We start from the raw sequence: 12,717 nt of genomic DNA, 5'->3' as shown, positions 1-12,717 counted from the left end.
GGGGGGGGGGGGGGGGGGGGGGGGGTCGCAACTCCCTTTATCAGTGGACCCTGACAGACGGGTACATGGCACGGGTCTCGGTCGGTGCACGAATCCACTTCGGCTTTCTCAACTTGAGCCTCGCCCGCGACCGTCTCTACGGTGGTTTGGGCGTTGCCCTCGACGAGCCACGGGTAGTCGTCTCCGCCGAACCCGCCGCAGAAGTCCGATGTCGCCACCCCGTCGCAACCGAATACGTCCAGCGAGCCGCAGACCTCCTCGACATCGACGGCGTCGACGTGGTCATCGAGCGGTCGCTTCCCCGACACACTGGTCTCGGAAGCGGGACGCAACTCGCGCTCGCTGTCCTCCGGGCGGTCGCCGAGGCGACGAACACTGACGCCGACGTTCGGAAACTCGCACCCGAGATGGGTCGTGGCGGGCGCTCCGGTGTCGGTGTGGCGACGTTCGAATCAGGCGGTGCCGTCATCGACGCCGGACATCCGACGGCGCGCTTTACTACCGACAGACCCGACGACGGTGAGTGGACCGTCCCGCCGGTCGTTGCCCGGCACTCGGTTCCTGACGACTGGCGCTTCCTTCTGGTCACGCCGGACGTCGACCCCGGAAGAAACGGCGCGGCAGAGGAGGCGAGCATGCGCACGGTCGTCGAGCGCGCCGACCCGACGACGAGTGACCGAATCGCCGGTATCGTCACCAGACGGCTCCTACCGGCGCTTGCAGAGGGGTCTGCCGAGCGCTTCGGCGACGCGGTCGAATCGCTCGGCCGACTCAACGGAACGTGGTACGCCGACGAACAGGGCGGCGTCTACCGGCCGCCGGTCGGCGCGATCGTCTCGTCGCTCGACGAGTCGCCAGCGGTGTTCGGTGCCGGGCAATCCTCGTGGGGGCCGTCGGTGTACGGCGTGACCGACGCCGAGCACGCCGACGAAGCAGTCGCGGCAGGACAAGCCGCGCTCGACGACGCCGATGTCGCGGGAAGCGTCTCGCTCTGCCGTGGCCGGAACCACGGCGCGCGAGTCGAGTGAGGGGCTGCCGCTGCGCTCGAAGTAGGCATCAGTCTCGCTCGGAGCAGGTGTCGAGCGCCCCGAAACGACTAACCGACCTGACCGAGTCGGTGGCGACATGGAGTGCATCCCCTTCGGAATCCCCCGACTCGACGGCATCATCGGCGGGGGCGCACCGCCGGGAAACGTCGTCCTCCTCGCGGGTGAGTCCGGTGCTGGCGCACGTGAGTTCCTCTACACGAGCGTCACGATGAACGGCCTCGCGCACGCCGACGAAGAGCTATTCGACCTTCACTACGGCACCCTCGACGAGTCCGCCAGCCCGCCGCCGGAGATTCACTACGTCTCGTTCACTTCCGGTGGGTCGTATCTCCACCGTGAGATGGGCTATACGATGGACGACGAAATTGTCGACGCCGCCACCGAACACATCGAGTTCCACGACCTCTCGTCTGAGTACTTCCAACTCAGCGCGATTCCCCGCGAGTGGTATCTCGGACAGACGACGACGCTCGACGACCTCGGGAGTCGTCACAACCGCGAGTCCGTGTTGAACGCGCTCGGGACGACGCTGAGCGAACATGCACCCGGAAACCTCGTCGTCATCGACTCCGTGACCGACCTTCTCGCGGGTATCTCCGACGAGATGACGTGGTCCGACATCGCGATGGTGATGAAGGGGCTCGCGACGGCCTCCCACCGGTGGGGTGGCCTCATTCTCGTGCTCGTGAGTACGGAGGCACTGACAGACGCGCAACTCGGCCTCCTCAAGGGTGCGACCGACGGGACGCTCCAGTTCTCGTGGGAGTCCGGCGGGTCGAAACGAGCGCGGACGATGGTCGTCCAGGAGTTCAGAGGCGTCCTCTCACAGCTCGAAAGCGAGAACATCGTCCAGTTCGAGACCGAGATAAACGAAAGCGGCCTCGACGTGAGCGACGTCAGAAAGATTCGCTGAGTCCCCGGCGACCTCGATTCGAATTACTGTCGTGTCATCCAGTTCTCACGCAGCGTAGTGCGGAGCCAGTTCTTAAGGTGGAGTAGCCGAATTGCTACCAGCATGGCAGGGGACGACGGAGGTTCGCTCCCGGATGACCTCCGCGACTGGGTCGACGAACGCGCCGAAGCAGAGGGCGTCGACCCGTCGACGATACTCACACGGGCACTCAGCGTCTACCGACTCGCCGTCACCGACTCGGGCGAGTCCGTCGACGCCCTCGAGTCACTTCCAGAGCGACTCGACGACCTCGAAGGGCAACTCGACAGTCTCGGAGACGATGTCGATAGCCTCGAAGACGACGTCGACGAGAAGATAGACGACGTTCGGATGCGCGTCGTGCAGGTCAAGCGCGAGACCGACGAGAAAGCGCCGAAAGACCACGACCATCCCGACCTTCAGGTTGGCATAGACCGCGCGACTGCAGGTGTCGAGGCCGTTCGCGACCGTCTCGACGAACTGGACGACCGCGTGGACGCTGGCTTCGACAACTTCGAAGACGTGCTCTCGTATCTCGACGAGACGACCGCCGACCTCGATGGAAAGCTTCGGTCGGTCGTACAGGCGCTGTTGAACGTTCGCGCCCGAACTGCGGACATCCAGGCTGCGGAACTCGAACGAAAGGCACTCGCCGACTTGCTCCGCGTCGCCAACGACGCGAACGAGCGCAAAGCGAAGTGTGAGGCGTGTCGCGAGACAGTCCATCTGGACTTACTCACCGAGCCGCGGTGTCCCGCGTGCCAATCTCCGTTCCAAGAATTATCCGTCTCGCCTGGGTTCTTCGGGTCTGCAACGCTCCACACAGGAACCCCGCCCGAACTCGAAGCGGCGGAGACCGACGGCGAGGAGACGACAGATGGCGTAGAAGACATCCTCGGCGAGTCGACTGAGACAGACGCAGATATCGAGCGACCGGACCCCTTAGAGGACACAGGCAACAACGAGGTGACCGCCAGCGGCGAACACAGCGATGACTGACTCCGACGACGCCCACGAGTCCAGTGACGACGCGGGCGACACGACCGAGACGATAGACGACTTCCTCGGAGGTGACTCCCAACAGGGACACGACGCCGACCACGAAACCGCCTCTGGGGACGGCGCGGACGTCGCTTCCGACGCCGACAGTGAGCGCTCTGAGCCGCTTTCGGATATCGCGAGCCGGGTCGCCGAACGCCGCGCCAAGGCGAGCGTCAGAGACGACAGCGACGCCGAGTTGTTCGAGTCGATGAGCGTCGGTGACCTCGACGACGAGGACGTGTGGACCTCGTTGGTCGATGACGACGACGAGGAGGTCGATGTCGGTGTCGGCGTCGGTGCCTCCGCAGAGCCGGTCGACGAACACGGCGACGTGTCCGACCCCGAGCACGTCATCCCGAAAAACGAGTTCTGCCAGCGCTGTGATTACTTCTCCGAACCGCCGGAACTCGCGTGTACCCACGAGGGGACGACAATCGTCGAGATGCCCGACAGCGACCACTTCTGCGTGCGTAACTGCCCGATGGTCGACGACGAGTGAGACGGCGAGCGCCGACTACGGAAGTGACAGATTCTTAGTCCCGGCCCCGGCTAGTTTTGGTATGCAGTTTTGCGACGAGTGCGGTTCGATGATGGTCTCACAGGACGGCACGATGACGTGTACGAACGACGAGTGCGGGGGGACCGCCGACCGGGACGAGGACCTCGCAGAACAGTTCGTCTCGACCGAGGCGCAGTCCGGCGACGAACTCATCGAGACCGAAGAGGGCGCAGATTTCGAGGGCAAACCAACCGCAAAGGACGTCGTCTGCGACGAGTGTGGCCACACCGAAGCGTGGTACACGATCAAGCAGACGGCGTCTGCTGACGAACCGCCGACGCGGTTTTTCAAGTGCCAAGAGTGCGGATACCGCTGGAGAGAATACAACTGACGCGAGCACGCGACCCCGCCGGATTCAACGGGACCGAACGAGACCGAAGTAGTCGGGAGTAACCTATCCCGAGCTATTATTGTCGTTGCGCTGTCCATATAGAGTAGTGCAGACAGTGCTAGCCACGAGTCGTTCGAGAGCGTCCCATGCCGGGTGTGGCGAACGTCCCCGGCATGGGCGTCCCTGAGCAAGGACCGCGGTCGAATCTGGCTGGACGCCGCATGTAAAAAGATTCCCAAAACGCGGGTCGTATTCACGCTTCTCTGGCACTCTACTCGGTATCCACTCGTTTGGGTGTTCCTCCCCGTCACGTATTCGGCCGCAGAGTGGCTGGTGCCTCTGTTGGTGCCTGCACTCGACTGGGCTGGCGACGTTCTCACGAAGGCAATCGAGATTGCAATCGCCACGATACTCGTCGAAGTGCTGTGGCACCGGAGACGAGAAGAGACGTGAGTTGGGTAGCGACCCTGTCTTATTCCATTGTACTATTCTCCATGTTCGAGAGTCATCGCGCACGCCACGTTGCTGCGTAACCTAGTTCACCAAGAGAGCAACTGCACTCTCACTCCCGGGCACCCATGACACCACCAACGAACCCCTCCAAACCGGACCTTGAAGTCCGATGGATAGACGAACCGGACTCACTGACAGAGGCACTGGTCAATATCGCGACCGAACTCGGCGTCGACCCGAGAGACGAACCCACGCGTCTCCAGGACGTACTGGACGTGGACTCACTGCACGCACTCGTCGACCACACCGGAGAGACGACAGAGACAGTCCAGATATCGTTCGACATCTGGGGGATTCAGTTCACGGTCACGACACTCACCGTCACTGCGACGAGTGACTCCTAATCGGGGGCTGTTTCCTACCCTGTCTGCAGGTCGTCTGCCGAGAGTGCGCCAACCCTATCGCGGTCGAATTCGTCCGCATCGGCTGCGAAGACGTAGCCGTAGACCGCGAGGACGAGGCTCCCAACCCAGCCAGCGACGAGGCCGAGCGCTCCGAACGCCGCGCCGAGGATACCGAGCGTGGCCACGTCCGCGACGATGACGAGACCGACGAGGAGAGCGCTCCCGGCGACGAGTGACTTCCACGCCCGCCTGCGGAGACAGAGGCCCGCAAAGAGACCGAACGAGGCGACGGCGGCGATACCGGGAAGCAGGACCGCCCGCATCGCGAGCGACCCACTTCCGAAGACGAGCGTCGAGAGCCACGAGAACAGCACTGTTCCGGGGACGACGGCCAGTGCGGCACGGCGGGTGAGCGGTCGGGGGGTGCGGCGGTTGCGAATGGCGACTGCGAGTCCGAGTCCAGCCACCGTGTAGGCCGTGCCGAGGGGGTCCACGAACAGCCCGCCGAAACTGGCGAACATCTGTTTGAGCATCGAGCCCTCGTTTTCCGGCCGGACGAGGAGGTACGTCCCCTCGCGGTCGTACAGACCGGGCCGGACGAAGGAATTGTTCGTCACCGTCCCTTTTTCGAGTACGGTTCGGAGGTCGCCGTCAGTCTGCTCGGCGGGTGTCGCAGTCGCGTTGGCGACCGTCTGCCAGTCGGTCGGCGAGAGCTGAATCGTCGCACCGACCGGGTCGTCGGAGACGGTCAGCGAAAAGCGGTAGTAGCGACCGTCGTACACCGCGAACGAGGCGTCTTCGTTCACGTCCGAGAGCGTGATGTGCGCTTCCGACGCGATTGTCCCGTCGAACGAACCTGTCTCGACGGCCGTCTCGACCGGCTCACGGAGTTGAGGGACAGACTCGACTCGACTGTCGAGGTTCACGATGTCCGAGTCGTATTCCGCGACGAGAGAAGGCGGCGTTTCGTCGTCAGCCGCTTCGGCGACGAACGTCGTCTGGAAGCCGGTCGCGACCGAAAACGACTGACTCAACGCGAAGCCGACGAGCAGGAGGGCACCGACGGCGACGAGTCGTTTGCGTGGAACCATAGTGTACCGTCCTAACTCCTCCTCAAAATGTCGCTCGGTAGACGAGTGGGTGTAGCGGCGGAGACGACATCACCACGGCGTTTTTGTCAACGGGAGATGACAATTGATGTATGTCCCTCCAGCAGCGACTTCGTGAGTGGTTCCGCCCGTGGTACGCGGTCGTCTTCGCGGTCTTCGTGGCCGGGACCGCGTGGTCCCTCCGCGGGAAGCCACTCGAACTGACGACGATTCTCATCGCCATCACGGGCGGGTTGTTCGGCGCTGTCGTCTTCCAATTCACTGTCGGTAGCGTCTGGGCGTACATCGTCGAGTACGCCAACGCGGGCGGACAGTGGACCGACGGGCCGTTTCTCGCCCCGTTCACAATCGGTATCGCGACTGGTGCTGTGACGTACGTCTACGACCCGTCGGTCGGCACAGCGGCGTGGGCGGCGTTCTGGTCGTTCGCCGTCTCGGCCGCCGCACTCGCGGTTATCGCGCAGTTCTACGCCGGATATCGTGAGTCGTCAGCCTGACTGGGTATCCTAAGTCGTCGGCGTGACCGGGCGTTGTGAGTCGTTGGCCTGACCCATTTCGAGCGGTCGTCGAAACAGTTCTCACGACTCGTCCGGCTGAAGCGCCGGGACGAGGAAGTCGGCGACTGCCTCTGCGACTTTCTCCGTCTGCCCGACGAAGAAGTGGTCGGCGGCGAGTTCGACGACCGATTGGTGATACTCGCGTGCGCAGTCCACGATGGGTGTCGCGTCCACGATAGTGTCTCGTGTGCCGTAGATGATTTGCACCGGGACGTGAATCTGGTCGAACACCGCGACCACGTCGAGGTCGGATTCGAGACGCGGCGCGGGAGCCAGTGCTGAGACGGCGTCTACGTCCGCACCCTCGGCGGTCGAAAGAAGCGCCATCGCCCCGCCGAAACTGAATCCGAAGAGCCCGACGCGGTCGTAGCGCTCGCGTGCCCACTCGACGGCGTTGCGGGTATCGGCTTGTTCTCCGTATCCGTGGTCCCACTCGCCGTAATCGAACCGCAGGCAGTCGATGCCGTGCCCGGAGAGCGCGTCGCTGACGGCCGTGAGGCGTGCGTCGCTTCGGTTGCCACTGTGTTGCGGATGCGGGGGACACGCGACGACGATTGCGTCTGCCGCAGTGTCACCCGCGCGGTCGAGTGTCGCCCGAACGTCTCTGCCGCCGGGGACGAGAAGTGGGTCGCTCATGAGGACATCTTGCTCTGGTGAGGTTTTAAGCCGAGCGTCACTAAGATAGTGGGTATGGGAATCCTCTCTCGCACGTCGTACGTCATTCGGTCGAAGATAAACGCCCTCCTCAACCGTGCGGAGGACCCGACCGAGACGCTCGACTACTCGTACGAGAAGATGCGTGACGAACTCCAGCAAGTCAAACAGGGTATCGCCGACCTGACGACGCAAAAAAAGCGGCTGGAGATTCAGAAGCGACGCCTCGAAGAGAACGTCGAAAAGCACAACGAGCAGGCCCGCGAGGCCGTCCAACAGGACCGCGAAGACCTGGCGCGGAAGGCCCTCGAAAAGAAGCAGGCCAAAATGAACCAAATCGAGGAACTCGACGCGCAGATTGCGGGTCTCCAGGATACACAGGACAACCTCGTCGAGAAGAAAAACGACCTGCAGAACCGCATCGAAGAGTTCCGCACCAAGAAGGAGACGATGAAGGCTCGCTACGAGGCCGCCGAAGCGTCGAGTCGCGTCTCCGAGGCCATGTCCGGCGTCGGCGACGAGATGGCCGACGTGGGCCGCGCGCTCGAACGCGCCGAAGAGCAGACCGACGAGATGGAAGCGCGCTCTGCCGCGATGGACGAACTCATGGACTCGGGCGCGTTCGAAGACCAGCTTTCGGACAAAGACGCCATCGAGCGTGAACTCGAAGCGGGTCGCTCGAACGCGGAAGTCGACACCGAACTGGAGACGCTGAAAGCCGAGATGGGCAAGTCGTCTGCCCCGGCAGAGGAGTCCGAGGCGGACGCCGAGGTCGACCTCGACGAGAGCGTCGCAAACGAGGAAGTCGAAGCCGAACTGGAGGAACTCAAGAACGACGACGACTCGTCGTAATTCGGCTGGCCGCACACTCCGAGAGGGTCATATTCTCCGGCCGACCGCCACTACTCCTTTCTGCCTGCCCGAAGACCGTAGCGTATGTCGAACAGCGACGGGTCGTCGTCCGGCGAGCCGGGCGACAAAATGCGCGAGCGCGGCACGACGAGTCGGGCGAAACTCGGTGTCTACCTTCGGACCGACCGCCGAGTCGTCGCCGCGACTCCGCTCGTCGTTATCTTCGTCGCTATCGTCGCTATCGGCGTTCTTGCCCCGACGCCGCTCCGAGACGCCGTCGCCTCCTCGGACCCAGTCGAAACGCTCGCACAGGGGCTTTTGACCGCTATCGTCACGGGTGTCACGCTGGTCGTCAGCATCAACCAACTCGTGTTGTCGCGCGAACTCGGCCCGCTCGGTGACCAGCGCGAGCGGATGGAAGGGTCGATACGGTTCCGTGACGACGTCGCCGACCTTCTCGACGTTCCTGTCTCCCCGCCCGAACCCTCGGCGTTCATGCGGGCGTTAGCCGAGAGTATCGCGGCGCGAGCACGGGCGGTCGGCGAAACGGTCTCACCCGACGGCGACGGCGACGGCGACACCGATGGACGCCCCTCGACGGACGACGTGAACGCACGCGTCCACGAGTTCGCGACAGAAGTGGCGGAGAACGCCGACGACGTCGCTGCCCGACTCGACGGCAAGCAGTTCGGGACGTTCGAGGTGTTGTCGGCGGCGCTGGACCTCAACTACTCGTGGAAGATTTATCAGGCGACGCGGTTGCGACGAGCCTCTGACGACCTCTCGTCGGAGACGGAGGCGGCGCTTGACGACCTCAGAGACGCGCTCGAACTCTTCGGTCCCGCTCGCGAACACGTCAAGACGCTCTACTTCCGGTGGGAACTCGTCGACCTCTCGCGGGCGATGTTCTACACGGCGGTGCCCGCGCTCGTGGCGAGTATCGCAGCGATACTGTTTCTCGACAATCCCGGCAGCGTCGCGGGTGCAACGTTCGGCATCTCGAACTTGCTTCTCGTGGTCGCGTTCGTCACCGCCGTCTCGTTGTCGCCGTTCACCGTCCTCGCGGCGTACGTGCTCCGTATCGCTACGGTCGCCAAGCGAACCCTCTCTATCGGCCCGTTCGTGTTGCGGTCGGAGACGCGAGACGAAAATCTCGACTGGGAATCCTGACGCCGGTTACAGGAGTTGTGCGCCGGTTCCCGGGCGGTCAAGCGATTCGAGGTCGATTGCACCGTGCGGCATCGGAACACCCTCGTAGGGGTCGTCGGCGAGAAGGAGCGACCCGTCGAGGTCGGCGTAGTCGAGAAGCGGTGCGAGGTGACACCCAGCGGCGATGGCAGCGTTCGTCTCAATCATGCAACCGAGCATGACTTCGAGGCCGTGGGCACGCGCGGTGTGAATCATGCGCTTTGCCTCGGTGAGACCGCCGCACTTCATCAGTTTCAGGTTCGCGATATCGACGCGGTCGGCAATCTTCGGGATGTCGTCGACGGTGACGCAGGACTCGTCGGCGGCGATGGGGAGCGCGGCGTTCTCGTAGACGAACTTCAGCCCCTCGTGGTCCTCGGCCGGGACCGGTTGCTCGATGAACTCGACGCCGTAGTCGGCGAGGAACTCTGACATCTCGACTGCTTCGCGGGGCGTCCACGCCTCGTTGGCATCGACTCGGATGGTCACGCCGGGTGCCTCGTCGCGGACGGCCTCGACGATGGCTTTGTCGCGGTCGGTTCCGAGTTTGACTTTGAGAACGTCGTACCCGGACTCGTAGGCGTCTGTCGTCTTCTCGCGCATCGTCTGGAGGTCGTCGAGACCGATGGTGAACGACGACGACGGTGTGCGGTCGGGGTCGAGACCCCACATCCGGTACAGTGGGATGCCGAGGCGCTTGGCCGCGAGGTCGTGCAGCGCGATACTGACGGCAGTTCGTGCCGCGGGATTACGCCGAACCGTCTCTTTCATCCGGCGTTCGATGCGGTCGATAGCGTGGGGGTCGCCGACCTCTTCGACGACGGCGAGGAGGTCCGGCAGCACCGCTTCGACGGTATCTGCGGTCTCGCCGTAGTGGGACGACGGGGCGGCCGCGCCGACGCCCGTCATGCCGCCTTCGTCCTCGATTCGGACGACGACGTTCTCGGCTTCAGTCTGGGTCCCGCGGGAGATGCCGAACGGGTCGGCGAGCGACATCGAGATGCGCTCGAACTCGGTCGAGAGCATTCAGAACACCTCGTCGATGAACGCGGCCGTGTCGAACCGAACCGGGTCGACGGCGGGCGCGCCGAGTTCGTCTGCGAACGCCTCGACTGCGGCCGCGGCCTCCTCGTCGGTTTCGACCTTCGAGGTGTTGAGCGCGCCACCGACGACCTCGGTCTCGTGGACGGGGGCTGCGAGGTTCTCGTAGAGGGAGATGTACTCCGAGAGTTCGGGGAGCGCGAAGTCCTCGTAGCCGTGAATCGCGTCACGGGAGGACTCGTGGCAGAGAATCAGTTTGTCGGCCATCGCGCCGTGGAGAATACCGCAGGTGACTGCGGAGTACGCGGGGTGGGTGATGCTGCCCTGTCCCTCGACGAAGAGCACGTCGTACTCGTCGCCCTTTTCGAGAATCATCTCCTCGACCGACCCGGCGGTGAAGTCGCTGACGACGCGGTCGACGGGGTTGCCCCAGCCAGCAATCATGATGCCGGTCTGGCCGGTTGGGATGAAGCTCGCGTCGATGCCCTGCTCGCGGGCGGCCTCGACGAGTTCGAGCGTCGCGGTCATCTTGCCGACCGAGCAGTCGGTTCCGACGGTGAGGACGACTTCGGCGTCCACGTCGGCAGATTTGCCCTGTGCGACCCCGATGTCGTCGTGGGGCTTGCGCACGTCGTTGATGTCACAGCCGTACTCGTCGGCGAGGGCGGCGAACTCCTCGTCGTCGTTGAGGAAGTAGTGGAGCCCCGCGATGATGTCGCAGCCGCGTTCGAGCGCGGTCCGAACGTCGTCGCGCCACGTCTCGTCGAAGCCGCCACCGATAGGGGCGATACCGACGAGGAGTGCGTCTGCGTCGGGCGCGTCGGCCATCGAGGAGACGATGGGAACGTCAGGGAGGTCGCGGCGGTGGTCGCTCGCAGACGTCCCGGGGTTGTCGCGGTCGAGGACGGCGACCACGTCGTAATCAGCGTACTTCAGCACGCCGGTGGCTGTCTTCGCGCGGTCCGGGAATTTCTCGTGTGCGAGGACGACGACTCGCTGTGGGTCGCTCATACTGAATGCCACGGTGTGGCAGCCTAAAAGGACGACCACTTCGGAAAGAACTGGGGACGGGTCGGGGGGGTCGAGCCGAACTCAGAGGCGGTACAGTCGCGTCGTCCAGAACTCTCGGGAGGCCGTTCGAAGCGCCTCTTCGGGGTCGCCCGTGGCATCGACTGTGGCCGTCTGCGACGCCCGCTCGCGGAACTCGCCGAGGACTGCCCGTTCGCCGAGGACGACGAGGTCACTCGCGCCGTCGGCGTCGCCCGCGACGTACTCGTCCAGCGTCTCGTGGCACTCGTTGATGTGGTCGGCTATCTGGCCCTCGCGGATGCGCTCGAAGCGCGACTGCGAGAAGCCGCCTTTCGAGTGGGCGGATTTCACGTCGCTCTCGAATCCCGTCTCGTAGACTAGTTCGCCGTCGTCGTAGCGGCCGAGCGCGAAGAGGTCTGCCCGGACGAGCGCGACCACGGTTTCGGATGTGGGCGCGAACCACTCTTCGTCGAGCGAGAAGCTATCGGCCCAGTCGTCGAACGCGTCGGGGAGACGCGGCGGGGAGAGCGCGACGCTCACGAGACCGGCATCGTCGGTGAGCGCGAGACACGGTGCGGCCCGGCGGACGAGTGGAGCGCGCTCGTCGAAGGCGTCTTCGACCGTGGCTGGGAGCGACCGGTCGTCGGGAACGACGGCCGTGAGTGCGCCTTCTGCCCCGGTCGAAACAGAGTTCAGTCGGTGGAGAATTTCGTGGAGACGGTCGCCGCCGAGGTCTTCCGTGCCGCGGAAGTCGAGGGCGTCGTCGTCGCCGGAGAGGCGTTCGACCCGGTCTTCTAACTCTTCGATGCGGTCTTCGAGTCGGTTGACCTCGACTTCGGCCTCTTGTCTCGCCCGGACTGCTTCCTTTCGGCGGTCTGACTCACCAGAGAGCTGGCCCTCCAGCGCGTCGCGCTCGTCTTCTAACTCGGCGATTCGCGCTTTGAGTTCGGCTCGCCCCAACAACTCGTCCAGCATACGCGGAAGCGTGCAGGCCGACCACTTGAGGTTTCGGTCGTCCGGCGAAAATCGTGAGGTGTGGTATCAGGCAGAGAGGTCCTGCTGTGTCGAGACCGAGTCGATGTCGTAGCCCGCGTAGCGAAGGAGTTCCTCCGCCCGGTTCGCGTCGGCGAGGAGAACCGGCCTGTCGTCCGGGAGTGCCGCCGAATCGACGACCTGACGTGGGAGGGCGAGTGTCCCTGCGGGAATACCGTCGTCGGCCACGACGGGGAAGTGTGTACTGTCGAGCTTCATCACGAGTGGGTGGTCGACTCGCTCGACCCCTCGGCCCGTGGTGTAGACGTGCTCGTTCAGTCGCTCGTGGTCTGTCCGCTGTATCGCAGCCTCGGCTCCGTCGTACGGCTCGACGTACAGGCGGCCGAGGTAGTATCCGCTGGAGAATCGTTCGAACATCTGTGCAAGTGAATCTCAACCATGGTGGTAGATAAGCCTTGTCGATACTTTTTATATCGAAGCGCAAACTCAGCGATTCGAACCGCGTTTCGTCGGGCGGCAAACAGCT

At 64.0% G+C, this 12,717-nt stretch carries 15 protein-coding genes; 9 read left to right on the top strand and 6 right to left on the bottom strand.

Annotated features, from left to right (window positions below; all coding sequences use genetic code 11):
• Nucleotides 1-65 precede the first annotated feature (65 nt).
• From C453_RS14400 to C453_RS14375, 6 genes are all read left to right on the top strand, one after another.
• Nucleotides 66-1,028, top strand: coding sequence for a beta-ribofuranosylaminobenzene 5'-phosphate synthase family protein (locus tag C453_RS14400; RefSeq protein ID WP_008325473.1), 963 nt, complete (start codon nucleotides 66-68; stop codon nucleotides 1,026-1,028).
• A 97-nt stretch (nucleotides 1,029-1,125) separates the two neighbouring features.
• Entirely contained in the window at nucleotides 1,126-1,962 is an 837-nt protein-coding gene (locus tag C453_RS14395) for an RAD55 family ATPase (RefSeq protein ID WP_008325471.1), read from the top strand.
• Nucleotides 1,963-2,064: 102 nt separating this feature from the next.
• Nucleotides 2,065-2,979, top strand: coding sequence for a magnesium transporter CorA family protein (locus C453_RS14390; protein WP_008325469.1), 915 nt, complete (start codon nucleotides 2,065-2,067; stop codon nucleotides 2,977-2,979).
• Nucleotides 2,972-3,520, top strand: a complete 549-nt coding sequence (locus C453_RS14385; protein ID WP_008325468.1) for a hypothetical protein — start codon at nucleotides 2,972-2,974, stop codon at nucleotides 3,518-3,520. The genes C453_RS14390 and C453_RS14385 overlap by 8 nt, the downstream gene beginning before the upstream one ends.
• 61 nt (nucleotides 3,521-3,581) lie before the next feature.
• Nucleotides 3,582-3,911, top strand: coding sequence for a transcription factor S (locus C453_RS14380; protein WP_008325466.1), 330 nt, complete (start codon nucleotides 3,582-3,584; stop codon nucleotides 3,909-3,911).
• A 578-nt stretch (nucleotides 3,912-4,489) separates the two neighbouring features.
• Nucleotides 4,490-4,768, top strand: coding sequence for a HalOD1 output domain-containing protein (locus tag C453_RS14375; RefSeq protein WP_008325464.1), 279 nt, complete (start codon nucleotides 4,490-4,492; stop codon nucleotides 4,766-4,768).
• A gap of 14 nt (nucleotides 4,769-4,782) precedes the next feature.
• Here the strand turns inward: C453_RS14375 and C453_RS14370 are convergent, their stop codons facing one another.
• A complete protein-coding gene (locus tag C453_RS14370) occupies nucleotides 4,783-5,859 on the bottom strand; it encodes a hypothetical protein (RefSeq protein WP_008325463.1) in 1,077 nt (358 codons plus the stop codon).
• A 110-nt stretch (nucleotides 5,860-5,969) separates the two neighbouring features.
• Between C453_RS14370 and C453_RS14365 the strand changes: the two genes are divergently transcribed.
• Nucleotides 5,970-6,374: a hypothetical protein gene (locus C453_RS14365; protein ID WP_008325459.1), complete on the top strand. Its 405-nt coding sequence runs from the start codon at nucleotides 5,970-5,972 to the stop codon at nucleotides 6,372-6,374.
• Nucleotides 6,375-6,455: 81 nt separating this feature from the next.
• Here C453_RS14365 and C453_RS14360 read toward each other — a convergent pair whose 3' ends face one another.
• A complete protein-coding gene (locus C453_RS14360) occupies nucleotides 6,456-7,070 on the bottom strand; it encodes an alpha/beta hydrolase (protein ID WP_008325457.1) in 615 nt (204 codons plus the stop codon).
• 54 nt (nucleotides 7,071-7,124) lie between these two features.
• Between C453_RS14360 and C453_RS14355 the strand changes: the two genes are divergently transcribed.
• A complete protein-coding gene (locus tag C453_RS14355) occupies nucleotides 7,125-7,940 on the top strand; it encodes a PspA/IM30 family protein (RefSeq protein WP_008325455.1) in 816 nt (271 codons plus the stop codon).
• 84 nt (nucleotides 7,941-8,024) lie between these two features.
• Complete coding sequence (locus C453_RS14350; protein WP_008325453.1) at nucleotides 8,025-9,110, top strand: hypothetical protein; 1,086 nt, start codon at nucleotides 8,025-8,027, stop codon at nucleotides 9,108-9,110.
• 6 nt (nucleotides 9,111-9,116) lie between these two features.
• Here the strand turns inward: C453_RS14350 and C453_RS14345 are convergent, their stop codons facing one another.
• The 4 genes from C453_RS14345 to C453_RS14330 form a co-directional block, all read right to left on the bottom strand.
• On the bottom strand, nucleotides 9,117-10,154 hold the full coding sequence (locus C453_RS14345; RefSeq protein ID WP_008325452.1) for a dipeptide epimerase: 1,038 nt from the start codon (nucleotides 10,152-10,154) through the stop codon (nucleotides 9,117-9,119).
• On the bottom strand, nucleotides 10,155-11,180 hold the full coding sequence (locus tag C453_RS14340) for a DUF1611 domain-containing protein (protein ID WP_008325451.1): 1,026 nt from the start codon (nucleotides 11,178-11,180) through the stop codon (nucleotides 10,155-10,157).
• Nucleotides 11,181-11,261: 81 nt separating this feature from the next.
• A complete protein-coding gene (locus tag C453_RS14335) occupies nucleotides 11,262-12,173 on the bottom strand; it encodes a Vms1/Ankzf1 family peptidyl-tRNA hydrolase (RefSeq protein ID WP_008325450.1) in 912 nt (303 codons plus the stop codon).
• A gap of 66 nt (nucleotides 12,174-12,239) precedes the next feature.
• Entirely contained in the window at nucleotides 12,240-12,608 is a 369-nt protein-coding gene (locus tag C453_RS14330; RefSeq protein ID WP_008325449.1) for a DUF5802 family protein, read from the bottom strand.
• Nucleotides 12,609-12,717: the final 109 nt, after the last annotated feature.

It is taken from the genome of Haloferax elongans ATCC BAA-1513, from assembly GCF_000336755.1.
Classification (GTDB): Archaea; Halobacteriota; Halobacteria; order Halobacteriales; family Haloferacaceae; genus Haloferax; species Haloferax elongans.
Note: the sequence above shows the minus strand (reverse complement) of the source record. Positions and strands in the feature narration are given on the sequence as shown.

Excerpts from the sequence above, each read along its gene's own strand:
- C453_RS14400 (WP_008325473.1), top strand. The coding sequence starts at position 66 with ATGGCACGGGTCTCGGTCGGTGCACGAATCCACTTCGGCTTTCTCAAC.
- C453_RS14395 (WP_008325471.1), top strand. The coding sequence starts at position 1,126 with ATGGAGTGCATCCCCTTCGGAATCCCCCGACTCGACGGCATCATCGGC.
- C453_RS14390 (WP_008325469.1), top strand. The coding sequence starts at position 2,065 with ATGGCAGGGGACGACGGAGGTTCGCTCCCGGATGACCTCCGCGACTGG.
- C453_RS14385 (WP_008325468.1), top strand. The coding sequence starts at position 2,972 with ATGACTGACTCCGACGACGCCCACGAGTCCAGTGACGACGCGGGCGAC.
- C453_RS14380 (WP_008325466.1), top strand. The coding sequence starts at position 3,582 with ATGCAGTTTTGCGACGAGTGCGGTTCGATGATGGTCTCACAGGACGGC.
- C453_RS14375 (WP_008325464.1), top strand. The coding sequence starts at position 4,490 with ATGACACCACCAACGAACCCCTCCAAACCGGACCTTGAAGTCCGATGG.
- C453_RS14370 (WP_008325463.1), bottom strand. The coding sequence starts at position 5,859 with ATGGTTCCACGCAAACGACTCGTCGCCGTCGGTGCCCTCCTGCTCGTC.
- C453_RS14365 (WP_008325459.1), top strand. The coding sequence starts at position 5,970 with ATGTCCCTCCAGCAGCGACTTCGTGAGTGGTTCCGCCCGTGGTACGCG.
- C453_RS14360 (WP_008325457.1), bottom strand. The coding sequence starts at position 7,070 with ATGAGCGACCCACTTCTCGTCCCCGGCGGCAGAGACGTTCGGGCGACA.
- C453_RS14355 (WP_008325455.1), top strand. The coding sequence starts at position 7,125 with ATGGGAATCCTCTCTCGCACGTCGTACGTCATTCGGTCGAAGATAAAC.
- C453_RS14350 (WP_008325453.1), top strand. The coding sequence starts at position 8,025 with ATGTCGAACAGCGACGGGTCGTCGTCCGGCGAGCCGGGCGACAAAATG.
- C453_RS14345 (WP_008325452.1), bottom strand. The coding sequence starts at position 10,154 with ATGCTCTCGACCGAGTTCGAGCGCATCTCGATGTCGCTCGCCGACCCG.
- C453_RS14340 (WP_008325451.1), bottom strand. The coding sequence starts at position 11,180 with ATGAGCGACCCACAGCGAGTCGTCGTCCTCGCACACGAGAAATTCCCG.
- C453_RS14335 (WP_008325450.1), bottom strand. The coding sequence starts at position 12,173 with ATGCTGGACGAGTTGTTGGGGCGAGCCGAACTCAAAGCGCGAATCGCC.
- C453_RS14330 (WP_008325449.1), bottom strand. The coding sequence starts at position 12,608 with ATGTTCGAACGATTCTCCAGCGGATACTACCTCGGCCGCCTGTACGTC.